The sequence below is a fragment of the Paenibacillus sp. PL91 genome (genome assembly GCF_012935325.2).
Taxonomy (GTDB): domain Bacteria; phylum Bacillota; class Bacilli; order Paenibacillales; family Paenibacillaceae; genus Pristimantibacillus.
Genome location: NZ_JABBYG020000003.1, coordinates 251541 through 271767, shown reverse-complemented (window position 1 = coordinate 271767; position 20227 = coordinate 251541). Strand labels below are relative to the sequence as shown.

21 protein-coding genes are annotated in these 20227 nt (G+C 48.5%); 17 read left to right on the top strand and 4 right to left on the bottom strand.

All coding sequences use genetic code 11. From position 1 onward, the window contains the following. Nucleotides 1–31: 31 nt before the first annotated feature. Together HI950_RS09920 and HI950_RS09915 are read left to right on the top strand one after the other, a co-directional pair. Entirely contained in the window at nt 32–718 is a 687-nt protein-coding gene (locus tag HI950_RS09920; protein ID WP_169083787.1) for a YhfM domain-containing protein, read from the top strand. Nucleotides 719–720: 2 nt separating this feature from the next. After that, complete coding sequence (locus HI950_RS09915) at nt 721–879, top strand: hypothetical protein (protein ID WP_169083788.1); 159 nt, start codon at nt 721–723, stop codon at nt 877–879. A 120-nt stretch (nt 880–999) separates the two neighbouring features. On the opposite strand, the gene HI950_RS09910 is transcribed toward HI950_RS09915, so the two are convergent. Further along, nucleotides 1000–2142, bottom strand: a complete 1143-nt coding sequence (locus tag HI950_RS09910; RefSeq protein ID WP_169083789.1) for a metallophosphoesterase — start codon at nt 2140–2142, stop codon at nt 1000–1002. A gap of 258 nt (nt 2143–2400) precedes the next feature. Between HI950_RS09910 and HI950_RS09905 the strand changes: the two genes are divergently transcribed. The 3 genes from HI950_RS09905 to HI950_RS09895 all read left to right on the top strand — a co-directional run bounded on the left by HI950_RS09905 (nt 2401) and on the right by HI950_RS09895 (nt 6061). After that, complete coding sequence (locus tag HI950_RS09905) at nt 2401–4569, top strand: DNA topoisomerase III (RefSeq protein ID WP_169083790.1); 2169 nt, start codon at nt 2401–2403, stop codon at nt 4567–4569. A gap of 199 nt (nt 4570–4768) precedes the next feature. Then, nucleotides 4769–5233 (top strand): DUF2269 family protein, encoded by a 465-nt coding sequence (locus tag HI950_RS09900; RefSeq protein ID WP_169083791.1) that lies wholly within the window; start codon nt 4769–4771, stop codon nt 5231–5233. 156 nt (nt 5234–5389) lie between these two features. Beyond that, on the top strand, nt 5390–6061 hold the full coding sequence (locus HI950_RS09895) for a YheC/YheD family protein (protein WP_169083792.1): 672 nt from the start codon (nt 5390–5392) through the stop codon (nt 6059–6061). Between the two features lie 68 nt (nt 6062–6129). Here HI950_RS09895 and HI950_RS09890 read toward each other — a convergent pair whose 3' ends face one another. Next, nucleotides 6130–6696, bottom strand: a complete 567-nt coding sequence (locus tag HI950_RS09890) for a GbsR/MarR family transcriptional regulator (protein ID WP_169083793.1) — start codon at nt 6694–6696, stop codon at nt 6130–6132. A gap of 253 nt (nt 6697–6949) precedes the next feature. On the opposite strand from HI950_RS09890, the gene HI950_RS09885 reads away from it, so the two are divergent. From HI950_RS09885 to sda, 7 genes are all read left to right on the top strand, one after another. Then, complete coding sequence (locus tag HI950_RS09885) at nt 6950–7819, top strand: carbohydrate ABC transporter permease (RefSeq protein WP_223285199.1); 870 nt, start codon at nt 6950–6952, stop codon at nt 7817–7819. A 32-nt stretch (nt 7820–7851) separates the two neighbouring features. Further along, complete coding sequence (locus HI950_RS09880; protein ID WP_169083795.1) at nt 7852–8694, top strand: carbohydrate ABC transporter permease; 843 nt, start codon at nt 7852–7854, stop codon at nt 8692–8694. 57 nt (nt 8695–8751) lie between these two features. Continuing rightward, nucleotides 8752–10098 carry an ABC transporter substrate-binding protein gene (locus HI950_RS09875; protein WP_169084020.1) on the top strand — a complete coding sequence of 449 codons (1347 nt, stop codon included), beginning with the start codon at nt 8752–8754 and terminating at the stop codon, nt 10096–10098. 14 nt (nt 10099–10112) lie between these two features. Further along, nucleotides 10113–10907 (top strand): HAD family hydrolase, encoded by a 795-nt coding sequence (locus HI950_RS09870; RefSeq protein ID WP_169083796.1) that lies wholly within the window; start codon nt 10113–10115, stop codon nt 10905–10907. Further along, on the top strand, nt 10897–11238 hold the full coding sequence (locus tag HI950_RS09865) for a DMT family transporter (protein WP_169083797.1): 342 nt from the start codon (nt 10897–10899) through the stop codon (nt 11236–11238). Before HI950_RS09870 ends, HI950_RS09865 begins: the two co-directional genes overlap by 11 nt. A gap of 28 nt (nt 11239–11266) precedes the next feature. Next, nucleotides 11267–12106, top strand: coding sequence for a metallophosphoesterase family protein (locus tag HI950_RS09860; RefSeq protein WP_169083798.1), 840 nt, complete (start codon nt 11267–11269; stop codon nt 12104–12106). A gap of 325 nt (nt 12107–12431) precedes the next feature. Next, the gene (sda, locus tag HI950_RS09855; RefSeq protein ID WP_169083799.1) at nt 12432–12575 is read left to right on the top strand and encodes a sporulation histidine kinase inhibitor Sda; all 144 of its coding nucleotides are present in this window, start codon (nt 12432–12434) and stop codon (nt 12573–12575) included. A 387-nt stretch (nt 12576–12962) separates the two neighbouring features. Here the strand turns inward: sda and HI950_RS09850 are convergent, their stop codons facing one another. Continuing rightward, entirely contained in the window at nt 12963–13964 is a 1002-nt protein-coding gene (locus HI950_RS09850; RefSeq protein ID WP_169083800.1) for an NAD(P)/FAD-dependent oxidoreductase, read from the bottom strand. 337 nt (nt 13965–14301) lie between these two features. On the opposite strand from HI950_RS09850, the gene HI950_RS09845 reads away from it, so the two are divergent. The 3 genes from HI950_RS09845 (at nt 14302) to HI950_RS09835 (ending at nt 17316) form a co-directional block, all read left to right on the top strand. After that, on the top strand, nt 14302–15495 hold the full coding sequence (locus HI950_RS09845; RefSeq protein WP_169083801.1) for an NAD(P)/FAD-dependent oxidoreductase: 1194 nt from the start codon (nt 14302–14304) through the stop codon (nt 15493–15495). Next, complete coding sequence (locus HI950_RS09840; RefSeq protein ID WP_169083802.1) at nt 15495–15764, top strand: hypothetical protein; 270 nt, start codon at nt 15495–15497, stop codon at nt 15762–15764. The genes HI950_RS09845 and HI950_RS09840 overlap by 1 nt, the downstream gene beginning before the upstream one ends. A gap of 565 nt (nt 15765–16329) precedes the next feature. Further along, nucleotides 16330–17316 carry an aminoglycoside phosphotransferase family protein gene (locus HI950_RS09835; protein ID WP_169083803.1) on the top strand — a complete coding sequence of 329 codons (987 nt, stop codon included), beginning with the start codon at nt 16330–16332 and terminating at the stop codon, nt 17314–17316. 57 nt (nt 17317–17373) lie between these two features. Here HI950_RS09835 and hemQ read toward each other — a convergent pair whose 3' ends face one another. After that, the gene (gene hemQ / locus HI950_RS09830) at nt 17374–18120 is read right to left on the bottom strand and encodes a hydrogen peroxide-dependent heme synthase (protein WP_169083804.1); all 747 of its coding nucleotides are present in this window, start codon (nt 18118–18120) and stop codon (nt 17374–17376) included. Between the two features lie 163 nt (nt 18121–18283). Here hemQ and HI950_RS09825 point away from each other — a divergent pair, with 163 nt between their 5' ends. Together HI950_RS09825 and HI950_RS09820 are read left to right on the top strand one after the other, a co-directional pair. Then, nucleotides 18284–18574, top strand: coding sequence for a YuiB family protein (locus tag HI950_RS09825; RefSeq protein ID WP_169083805.1), 291 nt, complete (start codon nt 18284–18286; stop codon nt 18572–18574). A gap of 105 nt (nt 18575–18679) precedes the next feature. Then, the gene (locus HI950_RS09820; RefSeq protein WP_169083806.1) at nt 18680–20215 is read left to right on the top strand and encodes a replication initiation and membrane attachment family protein; all 1536 of its coding nucleotides are present in this window, start codon (nt 18680–18682) and stop codon (nt 20213–20215) included. Nucleotides 20216–20227 lie beyond the last annotated feature (12 nt).

Sequence of the window (20227 nt, the reverse complement as noted above, 5' to 3'; positions counted from 1 at the left end):
ATTCAAAACCTTTTAGAGGAGAAGGTGTGCTTTGTTGAAGCGAAGATACATGGCAGCAGTGGGCGCTTTGGTAGCAGCTGTCGCAATTATGTTGTTTCTGTTTCGGGTAGGCGAGGATCAAGTCATCATAAATCGTATGGTTGATTTTGAGCAGTCAGAGCCGAATTCGCAAATCGTTTGGAAGGACCAAGAGTCCGTCAGAGCGTTCGAGCATGCATTTCGCTCAGCGAAGAAGATGGCTGGCAGGGTTGATATTGCTGTCCCTCCATATTCCGTAACTTTAGGGAAGCAAGTCTATCTGCTTTGGATTTCAGATCGGATTGAGCGGGGCAATTTTATGAAGGTAGAGGATTTCCAGGCCGGTACGCTCTACACCATAAACGAGTCCTCCACGGAGGAGCTTCAAGCGATGCTAAGGCAGGCCTACCCCGAAAGCAATACTAGATCAGCCGGTGAAGGCGCGGATGTAGAGCAGCCTGCTCCACCTCCTGCGTCTGCTGCGCCTCCTCCTTCGCCGATAATCGAGACGTTAGCTCCCGCTTATTTGGACGTCTCATCTTTTACCGAAGAAGAGCGTCCGCTGATCGAGCTTATTAACTTGCGCATCCAATATATGCATGAGGGCAGCTGGGATAAATTTTTGGACCTGTATACTGAAAGTGCGCGCAAGGCGAGGGAGGGCTCAGGAAGCTTAATGGCTTCACGATTACGAGAATAAGCGTGGCGGAAGACATATCGATTAAGGAGCAAAGATCGTTGTTCGAGGCTGTCGTACAGGTCGAAGATGCAAAAAACAACGGCGATGCTGGTAGAACGATGTACGTGTTCCAGAAGGGCAAAGAAAACGGAGCAGAATGGCGCATAGCCGACGTGGATTAGATGTGCAACGACAATAGCGGCATCAAATGGCTTTTTACACGGTGAACGGCTCTAGCAGCCGCTAATCAGAGTAATAAGTACATATGATGCCGCTATTTTTAATGCTGTTATTAATTGCTATTAACTGAACTCTACCTCGATATGAATAACCTCAGAGCGGCTGCCGATTCGTACGGGAGGCCCCCATGTGCCGAAGCCTGACGAGACGATGGCATGCAGCCCGCCTTTCTTTAAATAACCCCAATCCAGCTCGAACATTTTTCTCGTAATGAGATGGTTGGGCATCATTTGGCCGCGATGGGTGTGGCCAGATACCGAGATATCGATGCCGTTCTCGGACGCTTTTGCGATATCGGACGGCTGGTGATCGAGCATAATGAGCGGACGCGATTGATCGAGCGGCGCGATTAAATCATGGATAGGGAGCCTTCCGCCTGATCCGAAGCCTGCGGATGCCTTATCCTTGCGGCCGATGACGTAGAAGCTGTCTGCGATAAGCGCCGCCTCGTCCATAAGAACGCGAATGCCGATCGCTTCCATTGCCGCGATGAATTCCGGCACCTTCCTGCCGATATATTCGTGATTGCCGGTTACTGCATAAACGCCGAGTGGAGCGTTCAGCTCGCCTAGCACGGCTGACATGTTTTTGCGAAGAAATGGCTCGATATCATCATCCAAAATGTCGCCGGGAAGCAAGATAAGATCCGGATTGATCTGCTTCACCTTAGAAACCAACCGCTTCAAGTGCCGATTGCCGACAATCGTGCCCAAATGAAGGTCGGATGCCATCGCAATGCGCAGCTTTTTCAGCTGCCCAGCAGGCTTCGGCACTTGAACGTGGTAGGTGCGGATGATCGGACTCCACGCATTCCAAGTGCCGCGAACGATCAGTACGACCATTAGGAGCAAGGCGATGCTGCCTACGCCAACGATATAAACCGATTTTTCCGCTCCGGCTGCTTTTAAAATGAGGGAAATGATGTTGGCAGGCGGCAAAATGAGAACGGCGTATTCGAGAACGGCGAACCAGTAGGAGCCGACCAGCTTGAACGCTTCGGCAACCGGTTTAAGCGGGGCGCGGTAAGCGAGCCTGCCGATCATGTACGCATAAGCGATTAAACCAACGACGAGCGTGTAGAAGCCCGTTTTTTCCCAATTAAATAGAGTAGAGAAGAACAGCCAACCATTCCAACCGATATAGAAGGATATACCGCTGTATACGAGTAAGATGCCCAAAACAATAGCAACAAAACGCAGCTTCATTCATCAACGCTCCCTAGCTCTTAATCTGCTTACTTATAAGCTGAATTTACTATATCACACCCGGGATTCTCGCAGCAAAATTTGCAAGATTCGTACAATAAAAGAAGAGCAGGTCCGGCAACGATGAAAGGCGGTCCGATGCTTGAGGCGTTGCGCAGGCTGCGAGCCTATGGTATCGTTTCGTCATAGTGAATGATGCGTTTTTCTAATAAGGAACAGCAGATTGCGCGTCTAAATGAAATGGAGCGAATAACGTAAATGAAATCGCTTGTACTAGCAGAAAAGCCAAGCGTGGCCAAAGAAATTGCCCGCGTGCTCGGCTGTGGACAGAAGCAAAAAGGCTATATGGAAGGTCCTAACTACGTCGTAACCTGGGCGCTAGGTCACTTGGTGACGCTGGCAGAGCCGGAGGAATACGATCCGAAATATAAGACATGGAATTTGGAAGACTTGCCGCTGCTGCCTCCGAAAATGAACCTGAAGGTGATGAAGGAAACGTCGCAGCAATTTCGTGCGGTAGCACAGCTGTGCAAGCGGCAGGACATCAGCGACCTTATTATCGCTACCGATGCCGGACGGGAAGGCGAGCTTGTCGCGCGCTGGATTATGGAGCTTGTCCATTGGCGCAAGCCCTTCAAGCGCTTATGGATTTCGTCACAGACGGACAAGGCAATTAAGGACGGCTTCAGCAGCCTGAAGCCCGGCAAGGATTACAACAATTTGTATGCGTCGGCCGTTTGCCGAGCGGAGGCCGATTGGCTGATTGGCCTCAACGTTACGAGAGCGCTGACGACAAAATATAATGCGCAGCTGGCCGCAGGCCGGGTGCAGACGCCTACACTGGCGATGCTGATGGAGCGGGAGCAGGAAATCCAAACGTTCCAATCACAGCCTTACTGGAATGTATCGGCTGATTTTGGTACGTTCTCGGCACAATGGCGGGAGCAGGATTCGCATGATGGGCGAGTGTGGAGCAAGGCGGAGGCGGACGCGATAGCGGCAAGGCTGCAGAGAGGATCGGCTAAAGTAGATAAGCTTCGCACGGTGGAGAAATCGGAGCCGCATCCTCAGGCGTATGATCTGACCGAGCTGCAGAGGGACGCGAACAAGCGGCTAGGCTTCTCGGCTAAGCAAACGTCCAACGTGCTCCAGAAGCTGTATGAGCAGCATAAGCTTGTAACTTATCCGCGTACCGATTCCAGATATTTATCGAGCGATATGGTGCCAACCTTGAAGGGACGTTTGGAGAGTATCGCTGTAGGCCCTTATGCGCAGCTGGCCCGCAAGCTAATTAGGATGCAGCTTCCCGTTACAAAGAGAATTGTGGATGACAGCAAAGTTACGGATCATCATGCTATTATTCCTACCGAGCAATTCGTCAACTTGGCGGCATTAAGCAATGATGAGCGCAAGCTGTACGATCTTATCGTGCGGCGGTTTATCGCTTTATTTTATGGTCCTTACCGCTATGACGAGACGAGTGTCGTCCTCGCAGCAGGCAAAGACCTCCTCTATGCGAAGGGGAAAATCGAGAAGGAAAAGGGCTGGAAGGAAATTTATCAGTCAGCCTCCTATGCTTCCAGCCAAGACGAGGATGAAGACGATGATAGCGACTCGGGACAAAGCAAAGCCGACCGCCAGCCCGCGCAGCTGCTTCCTCCGCTTAAGCTAGGCCAACCGCTGCCGATCAAGCAAGAGAAGGCGCGGGAGCTGCGCACGCTGCCGCCTGCTAGATATACGGAAGCGACGCTGCTGACACGTATGGAGAAGCATAGCCTCGGGACGCCTGCAACGCGCGCCGATATTATTGAAAAGCTGCTTGGCACGGACACGATTACGCGAACGCAAAACAAGCTGATGCCGACCGGCAAAGGCAAGCAGCTGATCGAGCTTGTCGTAACCGAGCTTAGAAGCCCGGATTTGACTGCCAAGTGGGAGCAGGAGCTCGAACGCATTGCGAAGGGCAAGGGAGATCCGGCAGCCTTCATGAAAAATGTTCGTCAGCAGGCTGCGAAATGGGTATCCGAGGTCATTGCGGAGACGAAGGAGTATAAGCCGCATAACCTAACGCACTCCCGCTGTCCGGAATGCGAGAAGCCTCTGCTTGAAATTAACGGAAAGCGCGGCAAGTCGCTCGTCTGCTCTGACCGTGAATGCGGCTACCGGCGCGCGGCGGAGCCTATGCTCTCGAATAAGCGCTGCCCGCAATGCCATAAGAAGATGGAAATTAAAGACGGCAAAGCAGGCAAGTATGCGCAGTGCAGACCCTGCAATGTGATCGAAATGCTCGGTGACAAGCAGGGCGGCGGCAAAGCGAATCGGAAGCAAAATCAGAAGCTTATCGAGCAATACAGCGATAATACGTCGATGTCGAACAGCTTGGCCGACAAGCTTAAGGCGGCGCTTGAGAAGCAATCAGACAAGTAGAACGGTATAAACCGGCAAGCTGCGTCCTAAAGGGGCAGCTTGCCGGTTTTTTGCTATGCCAAGAAAAAGCTGGAAAAGGACTATTTACAAACCGACCAACGGTCTGTATATTGGAGTTATAAGAAAAACAGACTGACGGTCTGGAAGTTCCGGGGAGCGTCACTGACAAGATTAGAATGATAGAGGAGGCCGTTGATTGATGGAGCGAATTTATGTATTTCTACATGTGCTTGGCGCGGTTTTGTTTCTTGGAAATATTATTACGACCGCCTTTTGGAAAGTGAGGCTGGACCGGAGCAGCTCGCCTGAGCGTCTGCATCATATGGCGCAAAGCATCATGCGGGCAGATTATATATTTACTATTCCGGGCCTGCTGCTGCTCATTGTATTCGGCGTATTAACCGCACATGCTTATGGCTATTCCTTCGCGGAGTTTAACTGGCTTACGCTATCGCTGTCATTATTCGCCGTATCCGGCGTTTTATGGGGCGCGGTGCTGCTGCCATGCCAGCTTCAGATGCAGCGGCTAAGCCAGCAAGGCGTGCAATCCGGTATACTGCCAGAGGCGTATTCCCGCTACTCCAAGCGATGGAATGTATGGGGAACGGTGAATACGGTCATTCCGGTCATGATCTTATTTTTGATGATCGTAAGGCCGGAATAGTCAATCGGTACAGCGCAAGATGAAGCTTGCAAATCTAGCTTCATCTTCTAGCAATGCTCACCAATAAAGGCTCCTCACCTCCGCCATTCATCCAAGAGACAGGTAGTACGCTGTCATATGCTATGAATGAAGCGATAGGAAAGGAGAGAGAATGCATTGGGTGGACATAATGGTAGATTGCTAGCTAACAAGTGGACCAAGACTGCAGCATTGCTTACCCATCCCAGTATTGCGCCCCATATTCCGGTTACAAGAACTTTTACGGAAAAGAATCTTAGAAGCATGCTGGATACGCATCAAATGGTGGTCGTGAAGCCGGTGGTTGGAGCAGGCGGGCATGGTGTCATGAAGGTTACGCGCAGCGGTGATAGCTATGCCTATACTTATTATTCGCAGACGAAGCGATTTGCTAGTTTTTCAGCGTTAATAGGTGCGCTTAACAAACAACGCAAGGGCCGTGCCTATCTCATTCAGAAAGGGATATATCTGGCAACGGTAGATGGCAGGCCAATTGATTATCGGGTGAAATACGTGAAGACGGAAAACGGTTGGGTCATTCGCGCAATGGTCGGACGAATCGCCAGAAAAGGGCTGTTCGTAACGAATTTATGCCGAGGAGGCTCACTCGTAACGGCTGCCAACGGCATTAGCAGATCGTTGTCATCCACGCTGGTCGAAGAGAAGAAGCAGAAGATGCGTGAGCTCACTGCGTTATCGACCGATGTGCTCGAATCCAAGTATCCGGGCTTTGCCCAGCTTGGCTTCGATTACGGCATTGATAAGCAGGGGAGGATCTGGATATTCGAGGTGAATACGAAGCCTCAATAAACAAGCTAATATAATAGGGTGCCCAGAGGTCAAATACACTTCTGCGGCACCCTTTTGTTTGTGATCAGCTAGCGATCGGATTTAGCCTCATTTTGCCGAAAAAATTGTCCGTCCTTCAGCCCGTCGACAAACTGCTGAAGCCAGCTGTAATATTCGACGCCGTGCCGCAGCTTATGCAAATCCTTTAGGCAGAGCTGGCGTTCCTCTTCGCCGGTATCGATATCCAAAATGATTTCAGACAAGGAAGGAATAACCTCGTTAATGGCAGCGAGCATCACATCGATCTCGCGCTGCAGCTTGGAAGCAAAAAAGTTCTGAAACGCTTGAAAAAAGTCAGTCTCCGCTACATATAAATCTTTGCGATCAAGCTTCTCATCCAATTTCATAATCATTTTTGAATCCATTAAGGAACGAACCGCATAGCTCATATTGCTTTTGCTCATATTCATTTGCTGCTTCATTTCCTCGAGCGTCATCGGTTTATCCTCAAAGAACATAATGCCGTATAGCTGCCCGAATGAATAATTAGCCCCGTATAAGTCCATTGTCTTGGCAATGGCGTCTATTATTTTTCCTCTTATTTGCTCCTGCGTAACTGGTAATCCATCTTGATCACTGGTTGAAGCTCTTTTCACATCATCACCTGCAAGACTAAGATTTTAAGATTCATTATACAGCATGGGCATCATGAATAGATGATAGAAAGCATGTGGGAAGTCGAAACTTTTACAAGATCTTTAACGGACGTTGACGTTCAGATAACGCAGCTGTTTTAAACTTAGCGTACAATAATTTTTGAACAGTAGAGGTGAAAATGAACTATTCACGAATATTATAGCAAATATTAAGAAAAAATTGAACGGTTAATAGGAGATGATTAAACGCGATATGGCTAAGGAATGGAAGGCTCTATTATTTACGCTGCCGGCTTTGATTCCATTGATCGTATTTTGGCTGATCCCGCTCGGAACGATTTTTTATTTGAGCTTTACCGATTGGGACTTTATGAGTCCGGTCAAAACATTTGTTGGTTTTGAGAATTACCTTTATTTGTTCGACAATCCGGCCTTCTACCAATCGCTTGGCGTAACGGTTCTCTTTTGCATTGGAAGCGTGCTTCCGGTTATGGCACTTGGACTCGCGCTTGCGCTGCTGCTTAATCGGTCGATGAAGGGCTCCGCTGTATACCGCACGCTCATGTTCTCGCCATGGGTTACGCCAACGGTTGCCGTATCTATCGTATGGTCCTGGATATTCGAGCCAAAGGTCGGCATGGCTAATACGGTGCTGCGCTGGTTCGGCTTAGAAGGAATAGGCTGGCTCCAGGATACGAGCTGGGCGCTTGCGGGCGTGTTGATCGTTACCATATGGAAGCTGATGGGCTGGACGATGGTGTTTTATTTAGTCGCCTTGCAAAATGTCCCGCGCGAGCTGCTGCAGGCAGGCGAGCTCGACGGAGCGGGAAGCTGGAGCAAGCTTAGGCATATTACGGTACCGCTAATATCGCCAACCACTTTCTTTCTATTTATTGTACAAACCATATCGGCACTGCAAGCCTACGATCAAATTAATGTACTTACACAAGGGGGGCCAGCCGGCTCAACGAGAACGCTTCTTTATATGTATTATCAATCGGCATTCGAGTCGTTTGACATCGGTGAAGCTTCCTCAGTGGCGGTTGTGCTCGTGCTTGCCTGTATGCTGCTATCGATCGTTTCCTTTGTCATAAGCCGTAAAACGGTTCATTACAGCTCTTAATGGTCAGCCGCAAGGAGAGGAGAATTATCGCAATGCCAGCTAATCATATTTTTCAGCGAACGATCAGGCATTTGTTTCTGCTGCTGTTCAGTGCCATTATGGCATTTCCATTCTATTGGATGATGACAAGCGCGTTCAAAACAAATGATGAAATTTGGCAATTTCCGCCAACATTTTGGCCGAGCTCTCCGCAGTGGGGGCATTTTCTCGAAGCATGGCTAGAGGCGCCGTTCTGGCGCTATTTAACGAACAGCATCGTTGTAGCTTCCGTCATCGTCCTGCTTCAAGCATTAAATTCAGCGATGATGGCCTATGCCTTGACGCATATGAGGTTTCGGCTGAAGAAGGCCATCACGGCTGTCATCATGCTTGGCTACATGATTCCGAGCACAGCGGTTTACTTGCCGAGCTATATGATTTTGGCAAAGCTGCAGCTTTTGGATTCGTATGCCGGACTGATTTTATCCAATTGCGTCAGCGTGTTTTCCATTTTTCTGATCAGGCAAGCCTTTTTGCAAGTGTCACATGAGCTGGTAGAAGCAGGGCAAATCGATGGTGCGTCGCACATGCGGATTTTGTGGGCGATTCTTGTCCCCGTTACGCGTTCCTCCTTCATCGTGCTCGCTCTTATTACGTTCATTGAGCATTATAATAACTATTTCTGGCCTATGCTGATTACCAAAAATCCCGACCTGCAGCTTGTATCGGCTGGCCTAAGAAGCTTCTTCGTGGAAGGGGGGGCATATGGGTTGAAATGGCCGCTAATTATGGCGGCGAGCTCATTTACGATTATACCACTGCTCGTACTGTTTCTATTTGCGCAGAAGACGATTATGAAAAGCTTCAATATGTCGGTTGGCGTCAACAAAGGGTAATCCAATCAAGAAAATCGCTTATCGCTTTACACAATTTGAGTGGAGGAATCAATGACAATGTTGAAAATGAAACAAGGCTTGGCTCTCATGATGGTATCATGCTTCGCGTTACTTGCAGCTTGCGGACAAAGCTCGGGCAATGCAAATTCAAATGCGGATAGCGGCGCCAGCGCAACCGCTGATGCGGCTGTAGCGCCTGCCCCGAAGGAGCCCGTGACGATTGAGTTTTGGTATGGGCTTGGCGGCAAGCTTGGCGATACGATGAAAGAAAAAATCGAATTGTTCAACAGCTCCCAGGACGAGGTAACCGTTAAAGGGATCGCTCAAGCGGATTACTCTGAAACGGAACAGAAGCTGCAGGCTGCGATTGCGGCCAAGCAGCCCCCCGCTGCCGTTCTTTCCTCCAATATGAATTGGGCTAAAAAAGGGCTATTCGCCGATATGAGCGATTTGATCGCTGCTGACGCTGCTTTTAATAAAGAAGATTTTGTACAAACGTTCCTTGAGCAAGGCCAGCTGGACGGAAAACAATTTTTCCTCCCGATGTACGGCACGACGCAAGTGATGTATTACCGCAAGGACGCGCTTGAGAAGAGCGGATTAACGCCGGACGATTTCAAGACATGGGAAGGCTTGGCGGCTGCCGCAACGAAGATGACGGTTAAAGCTGGCGGCAAAACAAGTTTTTACGGATGGGAGCCGATGTGGGGCAGGGAAAATATGATGGACGCCGTATTTAGTAAGGGAGGCACTGTTCTTAGCGAAGACGGCAAAACGGTTATGATCGACTCACCGGAATGGATTGAGACGTGGGAGCTGTTCCGCAAATGGATTCATGAAGATCAAATAATGACGATCCACTCTGGCGGACAAGGCTGGGAGTACTGGTATAAAACGATCGACGATGTGATGAAAGGCCAAGCCGCAGGCTATATCGGCTCAAGCGGCGACCAAGGCGATTTGGACTTCAATATCGTGGCAGCAATGGAGCAGCCGGGCTGGGACGGCATTGGCGCAGGGAAGCCGGTGGCATCTGCAATTATGGCAGGCATACCGGCTGGCGTGAGTGAAGAGCAAAAGGCTGCTGCATACAAATGGCTGACCTTCTTCTCGAAAACAGAAAATACAGCATCGTGGTCCATCAGCACAGGTTATATCGCAGTTCGGTCATCCGCGCTGGAGGACGAAGAATATAAAGCATTCAGCGAGAAAAATCCTCAAATTAAAGTGCCGCTCATGCAGGCTGCCCATGCATCTGCGCCATTCCAGGATCCGACAGGCGGCAAGATTAACGATGCACTCAAAATTGCAGCGGATAAAGTACAAATCGGGAATCTTTCTGCCGAGCAAGCGCTCAAAGAAGCAAAGGAAACGGCGCAGAAGGAGCTCGACAGATTGAAATAGGAGCGATGAATCATATGCCTGACTTAATGATAAACAATCGAGCATACAAGGTGGCGGGCATCTTGTTCGATAAGGATGGGACGCTGCTCGACTTTATCGCGATGTGGGGCTGCTGGAGCGAGTCTGTATTTAGTGAATTGGAGCAACAGCTAAAGCGTCGAGGGATCACCCTTCAACCAGATCGAATTGCTACCCTTTGGGGAACGAAGCATGACATTAACAACAGAGTCATCGATTATGATCGCAATGGCCCGCTAGCTATGGGGACGATGCAGGACTTGTACGCTGTAGTGGCTTGGCAGTTATACAGCGAAGGCTTGTCATGGGCCGAAGCGATGGAGCTTGTTCAGCACTGCAAGAAGCACGCGGATATTGAGCTGGAGCGCTTGCGCCCAGCTCGTCCGCTCCCAGGCAGCATTGATTTTCTGAAGAGCTGCAAGGAGCATGGCATTAAGCTTGGCGTTGTCACGGCAGATGAAACAGAGGCTGCAAACATGCATTTGGAATGGCTTGGCATTCGAGCCTATTTTGATGTTGTGATCGGCAATGATCTGGTAGAGAGGGGCAAGCCTTTCCCAGATATGCTTGAGCTTGCGTGCCGGGAGCTGGCTATCGACTGCTCTGAGGCAGCGATAATTGGCGATACGAATGGGGATATGCGGATGGGGCTCGCGGCAGGAGCCGCTGTAACGGTCGGCATCGCTGACACAGCGGAGGGCGGCAGCACCCATCAACTGCTTCCAAACGCCAACGAAGTAATTAGTTCTTACTCGCAGTTAAGTATGAGGAGACAAGCGCATGAAGACTGAAATGGGCTGGGGCTGGACATTTCTGCTGCTTGCAATCGTGCTTGAGCTGTCGGGAACCGTCTCGATGAAATATTCGGCGGGCTTCTCGCGATTTTGGCCGTCTGTGCTTATGTTTTTATTTTATGGAGCCAGCTTTACGATGCTGAACTTCGCGCTCTCTTATATGAATGTGAGCGTTGCGTATGCGATTTGGTCAGGTATTGGCATCATCCTTATTACGATGGTTAGCTTTATCATTTTTCATGAGAAGCTTCCCCTCTCCTCGCTGCTGTGGATCGTCGTTATCGTAGTTGGAGTCGTGGGCTTGAATATGAGTGTAAAAAACCATTAATTATTAGGAAGAACGGGAGAGGAATAAGATGCAGTCCCCCATCATTAGCTTTCAGGTTATAACAGACACCCATGTCACAACCGAGCGGGATCATATTTATAACAGGCATTTGGAGCAAGCGCTGCTTGATATTGCCGCCCATTCGACAAATAGCATAGGCATTATGCATGTCGGAGACGTAACGGATCACGGGCTTCGAGCCGAGTATGCAGAATTCGTTCGCATTTGGGAAGCTTGCAAGGCCGGGCTGCCGGATATGCAGTTCACGTTTGGCAATCATGATCTATTTCTTGGCGATTGGAGCAGCCAGCTTAAGCTCTATGAATCCTATACGGGCATGAATGGCGCTTATTATGATAAATGGCTGCAGGGCTATCATTTTATATTTCTTGGATCTGAGCAAGGCGGCTTGAAGGATTTTGCTTATTTGACGGAAGAGCAGCTCGCATGGCTTGATCGGAAGCTTGGCGAGGATGCCTCCTCTTCAAAGCCGGTGTTTGTTTTTCTGCATCAGCCGCTGAAGGATACGGTTGCCGGCTCACTCGAAGGGCAAGGCTGGCATGGCGTAATACAAGATGAAGAGCTGAAGGCGATTCTAGCTAAACATCCTCAAACGATTATGTTTAACGGGCATACGCATTGGGAGCTGGAAGCGGGGCATGCATGCTTTGAAGGGAAAGGAATAACAGCAACCCTATTTAATGCTGCTTCCGTTGCTTATTTATGGACGAATGCGGATGAGTACAAAGAGGGCAGCCAAGGCTATTACGTTGACGTTTACGAGGATAAGGTTATCGTGCGCGGCAGAGATTTTGTGACTTCCTCATGGATCGATAAAGAGCGGTATGAAGTGAAACTACAAAAATAATCTAGCAATCTTCAGCCCCTTTGGGGGCTTTTTTTATGCAAATGAAAGCATTCTAGCGATGGAAAAAGGGAATGGCGTCAATATATTCCATTAATAGATTCATAGATTGCGATTAAAGTTTTTTATTGAGATGTTGTAAAAACGGTCTGTGGATAACTATATCCACATTATCCACCCTGATTTTACTCATTGTTCGAAGTGTATACACACACTGTGCACATCGTATCCACAACATCTTGTGAATAACTAGGACTGTTGTCCTTCTATTAGTGCCATGCTACTATAATTAAGAATTAACCAAAGGATGGAAGAAAGGGTGTGTAGTATGGAGCTACTGTCTGACGAAATGTTAGTAGACACTTATTATGCAGCTATTCAATTTGAATTAGAGCAAGAATTTATTCGAATGTTAGCTATCGAAATAAAGCGCAGGCGCCTGAATCCAGATGCCGTCAAAATTACCGCCTAACGCAAGTCAAAGCCTTTGTCCCGTCAACATGATTACCATTCCGTAACCGAAATTTCGGTTGTTTGCTTGCAGGTCGAGCAATATAGAAGATGCTTGCAGGATGAAGATTCCTGTACTTGCACATCACTTATCAGCGGCTCGACTTCGATCTGCTCGTAGGGAGCATAAGGACCTGTTAGATCAGATGAACGACCACAATCTACAATTGCGCCATTGCAAGAGGAGCAGCTAATATGCAGAGATTGAATTCCGTTGCAGACCGGACAAAACATAAGGGTATCCTCCTTGGCACACCTTGCATATGTATGCAGTAGGTGCATGAATTGAATGAGCCAAGATTAGGATACCCTTTTGTTATTTTTTTAAAAGAAATTTATGTGGAATGAATTAAAGCTTCATATTGCTGCTGTGGCCAGGCGACAGCTTTGCGCTAGGATCTACATACACCTTCGCATTGTTAATGGCGGTCGGAGCCTCTCCGAAGCCTACAGCGATAAGCTTGAGCTTACCCGGATAAGTCGTAACGTCGCCTGCCGCGAATATACCCGAAATGTTTGTTTCCATCCGAGTATCCACGATGATGGAGCCGCCTTGAATATCGATACCCCATTCTGCTATCGGCCCTAGAGATGAGATGAAGCCAAAGTTAACGATGACGGCATCAACATCCAACTCGGTCGCTTCCGCTGTTTTAATATCCGTTAATGTAACCCTATTAATGTACTCCTCGCCATGAAGCGCCGTAATTTCCTTTGGCGTAAGCACGTTTACGCTCGAGTTCATGAGGTTCTGCACGCTGTGCTCATGCGCGCGGAATTTATCACGGCGATGGATCAGCGTCACGCTCTCTGCAATAGGCTCGAGCATAAGCGACCAATCTACAGCCGAATCGCCTCCACCGCTAACGAGTACCTTTTGCCCTTTAAAACGCTGCAAATCGCCGACAAAATAATGTAGGTTTTTTTTCTCGAATCGAGCGGCCTCCGGCAGTTCTAAACGTCGCGGCTCAAATGCGCCAACTCCAGCAGTAATGATTACCGCTTTAGCATAATGTTTGGTTTTGTCTGTTATAATTTCAAAGAGGCGCTCATCATGCTTGATGACGTTCGTTACCTTCTCTTCCAGACAAATCTCCGGTTTGAAATGATCGAGCTGCTCCTTGAGTCGGTCAACCAGCTCTTGAGCCGTAACCTTCGGAAAACCAGCAACGTCGTAAATATATTTTTCAGGGTAAAGCGCTGCGAGCTGTCCGCCAAGCTGGGGCATGCTCTCAATAAGTTTGACTGACGCTTGGCGCATACCGCCATAGAAAGCAGCGAACAATCCAGCAGGGCCACCACCGATGATAATGATATCGACGGGGTTTTCGGCTGTTAAGGCGTTAGACAATGAAGCCACCTCCACTTTATAAGCTAAGCTATATGTTTTTTATTATAAACTTTCACAGATGAAGAAGGAAATGATTAATTTGTATAGAGTTCTAAACAATTTCGTATATTTTGCCCTTGAACTTTTACTTAAAACTATGTAAAATTTCTGATGTATGTATGCACGGGACTGGTTGCAAAAGGTAACGAAAACTGTTGCTTATTCGCAAGCGATTCATTGATAAGAACGCTTTAAATAGAACACACTGAACTTACAATTATTATATTTCGGTTTAGCTTGTGTAATTTTTCACAATGTACAACTACAAAGATAAATTAGGAATGGATGGGATTAAACGATGAGCAACATACCTAAAATCGTCATTCTTGGCGCAGGGTACGGCGGCGTTTTGACTGCGCTTCGTTTGCAAAAAGAATTAAATTACAATGAAGCTGACGTTACTTTAGTCAATAAACATGACTACCACTATATTACGACACATCTTCATATGCCGGCTGCAGGCACGGACAATCCGGAAAATGCCCGTGTAAGCATCTCTAAATTGATTGACGAATTTAAAATCGACTTCGTGAAATCGACAGTCGTTCAAATTCGTCCGCAGGATAAAAAAGTCATTCTCGAGGACGGCACGCTGTCTTACGATTATTTGGTTATCGGCCTTGGCGGCGAGCCTGAAACCTTCGGTATTCCGGGCCTTGGCGAGCATGCCATGAACATCCGCAGCATTAACTCGGTTCGCTTGATCCGCGAACATATTGAATACCAATTTGCCCGTTACAAGCGTGAGCCTCACCGTACGGATTATTTGACGTTTGTCGTTGGCGGCGCAGGCTTCACAGGCATCGAGTTTGTCGGCGAGCTGTCTGACCGTATCCCTGAGCTGTGCAAGCAATTCGACGTTGATCCGGGTCTTGTGAAAATCTACAATATCGAAGCGGCTCCTACGGCGCTTCCTGGCTTCGATCCTGAGCTTGTTGAATACGGCATGGACGTATTGACGAAGAAGGGTGTTACGTTCCGCATTGGCACGGCCATCAAAGAATGCTCGCCTGAGGGTGTAGTTGTCGGCGAAGGCGAAGAAATCAAATCGGCTACCGTCATTTGGACCGGTGGTATTCGCGGCAACCGCCTCATTGAAGAGGCTGGCTTCGAAACGATGCGCGGCCGTGTGAAGGTCGATGAATTCCTACGCGTTCCTGGCAATGACAACATCTACATCGTTGGCGACAACTCGCTGATGTTCAACCCGGAAGGGCGTCCATACCCGCCGACTGCTCAAATCGCGATGCAGCAAGGCGTCGTTTGCGCGCATAACCTGGTTGCATCGATTCGCAATCAGCCGCCGAAGAGCTTCACGTTCAGCAACAAAGGAACAGTTGCATCCCTTGGCAAAGGCGAAGCAATCGGCATCGCGTTCGGCAAAAAATATAAAGGCCGCGTAGCAGCATGGTTGAAGAAAGCGATCGACCTGCGTTACCTGTTCATCATCGGCGGCATTCCGCTCGTATTGCGTAAAGGGAAATTTCTATAATGCGTCACTGCAGCGTTCAAGTTCGCGGCTTGTTGACGAGAGATGAACTAGACCGTTATAACGCATTGATGGAGGTCGGTTCCTTCCTGGAATCACAAACGCGGTACGACTTGGCCTACACGGTGCAAAAGGAAGTGGACCTGCTCATTCAGCCGGCAATCGAGCGTCTGAAGGACAAAGGCAGAGAGCGCGATCGCGCAACGCAAGAGTATTTGGATGCAAAGCGCCTCGGCTCTAATGATGATGAGGACGAAGAGGAAGATAACTAATGATAAAGGCTTTCGCAAATGAATCAGCATCGTATGCTGATCAGGGCGAAAGCCTTTTTTTGCAAACAAGCCCTGCTCGATATCCCAATTTATTGATCATGCTCCTGTAGCGGCGGGTATATATTACGCTGCACAAAATACAATAGAAACCTGACATAACTCCCGAAATACGGAGCTTCAGTGCAAAATTGCAACAGAAACACCTGCTTTAGCCGAGAATGAAGCTATAGCGAGTGATTCCATTGTACAAAGTGCAACGTACCAAAGGAATGGAGACAGGTGAGTCGATTCCATTGTATAAAGTGCAACAGAAATTTAGAGTTTTTTTGGAATGAGATTTCACGCTGCTTAGAGATAGAAGCCGCTTTTTAATATCGAATTTAATCCATAAAAAAAAGCACCCGGAAACATGAAACATGCTCCAGATGCTTGAAATTCGTATCGCTATTTTTATAAAGAACTCATTCAACATCATAACAAACGGTGAAGAAACAGTCTATACTTTTTTTGGGTTTTTTTCTATGATTGGGTAGCCGGCAAAACAATATGAACGGAGTGCTTACCCATGAAATACAACTGTCATTTGGATTTAAATGATTTGCAGCAGTACGTAAAGGAGACGTTTGGTGCCGGTTATGTTGTGAATCACGTGGAAAATAGGCATGGCGGTACCCAGAAGGTTGTCTACAAGGTGGCATGCACCAATCATTTTAGCTGCATGCTGTACGTTTGGGATCTTTCTATGAACTATTTTCAACAAGAGATAGAAGCGGGGCAGGTGAATCAGCTGACCTATGGCTGCGATTTATTTGAAAGCAATCAAGCGTTCCTCCATCGGCATGGAATTCGAACGCCCCAAGTTTTTTATTTGAATAAGGAACGAGAACGCTATCCTTTTGATTTTGCGCTAGTTGAGTATATTGATGGACTGGATGCCACACATTACTTAGATGCTGAGGCGTCGGTGCAAGAGAAGGTATTCGGGCGTTTGGGGACGATGCTGACACAGATGCACCGTTTGGAGAGGGAAACTTTCGGAACGGTAAATGATAACAGCGGCAGCGCTGAGAAGTGTCACACGCTAGAGCTGGAAAATGCGAAGCAGCAGCTCGCATATGCGGCTAACCATATTAGCGCGTTTCAGACTAATCAGATGAAGCTTTACAATAAACTAGATGAGCTGGAAGCGGCAATCGTTCCTAGAGCGAGATACAGTTTTATTCATGGTGAGCTGGGTCCTGACCATGTTCTTGTAAACGATGAGCTGCAGCCTTATTTAATCGACATAGAAGGAAGCCAATATTACGATTTGGAGTATGAGCATAGCTTTCTGGCGTTTCGATTTGGCGATGCCTATTGCTATTTGAATAACGCTCGACTCGATCGCAGCAGAATGTTGTTTTACAAATTATATCATCATCTATCATGCACCTCAGGCGGATTGAAGCTGCTTCATCGCGGTTTTCCCAATCGGGGACTGGCTGAAATGATCGTCGAGCATAATTATAAGAGCGCGCTCAAATTTATCGAAGTAGGCGAAGGCGACAAGTAAAAAGAAAAAAGAAAGTCCGAGCCGCGTAAATAAAGAGGCTTGGACTTTCTTTGCTTATTATAGCTGAAGCAAGGCTGCGAATTTGTCGCTGCTTAGCAGGTTGCCGACATAAAACTCGCCGAAATCCGCGTAGCGAGCGCTGACTTCATCAAAGCGCATTTCATAAATCAGCTTTTTAAATTGAAGCGCATCGTCGGCGAACAGTGTAACGCCCCATTCCCAGTTGTCGAAGCCGACGGAGCCGGTAATGATTTGTTTCACTTTGCCTGCGTATTGACGCCCGATCATGCCATGGCTGCGCATAAGCGTTTTGCGCTCGTCCATGCCGAGCATGTACCAATTATCTTGGCCATCGCGGCGTTTATTCATCGGGTAGAAGCAGATGTGGTTCGCTTTCGGAAGCGTAGGCTTCAGTCTGGCGATAATATCCGGGTTTTGCATCGGGTCCGAGCCCGGCTGTGCCATGTAGTTGCTCAGCTCTACTACGCTTACGTAGGAATGCACCGGGTAGGTGAAGCTTGCGAACGTCGTTTTGTTGAATGCCGTCTCGATTGCGCTCAAATCCTCTAGCGTTTCGCGCAAATGCATGAATACGAAATCAGCCTTCTGGCCCACGATTGAATATACGGCTGTGCTGCCTTGCTTATTTTCCTCAACCGTCGCCCATTGCTGCAAAAAGGATTGCAGCTCGTCCAGCGCACGGCTGCGCTCGCCTTCATCGGCTAAGCGCCATGCGGTCCAATCGATGCTGCGGAAATCATGCAGCGCGTACCAGCCTTCTAATGTTTGTGCTGCTTCACTCATTGAATAATGCTCCCTTCAAGCTCCATAATGATGCTGCAATCATTGTATCGTAAGGAGGGCAGGCTGAGCAAATGGCGGTCTTGTGACATTTGGCCCCATCTAATTGACTTCCATCTAGCCATTAATTAAACTAATAAACGAGAGTCTGAAGGGGGAAGTTTGGATGCTTCAATTGTTTATAGCGACAGTGCTGTTTTTAGTCATGATGTTCGGTATTGGCTTTATTCTGAATATGTTGTTAAAAACAACGTGGTTTCCGATATATTTATTTATTCTCGTATTGATCCCGCTTGGCATTTGGGCGCCTTGGGACAAGTCGGCTACAGCGACGATAGAGAACTTTGCTCATTATACGATTATCGACTACATACCGGTTATCGGAGCGCTGATTGGTGCCTACGTAAGCGGATGGGCGATTCAAGCGCTGCGCAAGGGCGGCTACAAAATGTTTTAATAGAAAAATCCCTCATTCGGGGGATTTTTCTATTTTTCGACTCGTCATGAACAGCCGATTTTATGCTAAAATGATAGAATGAAAGTAAGGGATGGAGCTGATGCTATGCGCATCAATAATATATTGCAGTACACGGAACATCATCGGTATTACATATTTCGCGATTTTTCGTTAAGCAGCTTGGACTATAAAATGCTGTCGCTCATCTATCAGCCGATGATCGGCGCGTTTGCGATTGCCTTTTACCAGCAGCTTTATCACGGAATTGCGGAAGGTACCTCCGGATATTCTTCTATAGAACCGCAGCGAAAGCTATTTCTTGGGCTAGGGCTGGAGATGAACGAGCGCAGCCGCAAGCATCTGATCGAGCAGGCATCTAAGCTGGAAGCGGTAGGACTGCTGCAGACGTCGCGGCTTGGCGTACCTGAAAATGCGGATGTCATCTATGAATATGAGCTTGCGCAGCCGTTGTCGCCGGCAGAGTTTTTTCGCAACATGCATCTAACGATGCTGCTGCGCGACAAGATTGGCAAATATGCCGTTATCTCGCTCCGCGAATCGTTTGGCGCAAGCGAGCCGGATGAGCTGGCTGGCGCGCAATTAACGAAAGAAAATATATCGGTGCCATTCTACGAGCTGTTTAAGCTCAATATGCAATCGGTAGACAATGAGCTTGAGCAAGCGCTGACGGAGGTTGCGCCATCGCGCCAAGCCGCAGCGAGAACCTCGCAGGCGACAGCGGGCATTCCCTATGGGGAAATTATTTTGCGATTCCCCCGCAATTCCGCAAATCGTAGGTTTGTTGAACGTCTGCGGAGCAATGAGGAACAGCTGTCGCAGGTCAATTATGTTGCGTACAAATATAGCTTAGAGGTAGTCGATATATGCCGCCTGCTTGATGAGGACGGCATCTTTGGAGAGAGCGGCGAGCTGCAGGTCGATGAGCTCCAGCTGCGCGCCAATCAGCTGTACCGTCAGGACAAGAAACGGGAAGGCGAACGCCAGCGCACGTTGTCACGCACGCAAGTGATCGCGAGCGAGGAATCCGCTGATTCGGATGAATTGACGGAGGAATACGAGGTACAGGAGCAGCATTATTTGCAGGTTCCGAACCAGCTGCTTGGCCGCTGCGACGTACAGCAATATAATATGCTGATGAGAAATGAGCCGCATACGCGGTTTTTGCAGCGCTTTTTTCCAGGCGCCGTACCGGATTGGATCGAGCGGGTATTTGAGAGAATTGATCTTAATTATAAGCTGGCAGGACCGGTTATAAATGTACTTATTCATTATGTAATAGGGGCGAATGACGCCCAGCGAGTGACGAAGACGTTTTTGGATGCAGTGGCCTCCAATATGCTCGTTAAGCAAATCGATACATTCGAGAAAGCTGTATTATATGTGCGGGAGCAAGCCCAAGTGGAGCAGGATAAGGAGCGCCGCAAGGAAGCGGCAGCCAGCTTTGCTGGAGGGGGCTACAGCGGCAATAAGGGCGGCGCGCGCAGCGCAGGCAACAGCCGCGGAACTTCGCGCAAGCCTTCGATTCCTATCGTGCAAGAGGGACAGTCCGCCTCGGCGGTATCGGCAGACGAGCTGGAAGAGCTGCGCAAGCTGGCGCGGAAGCTGGACGGCAAATCATAGAAGCGGGGTGAG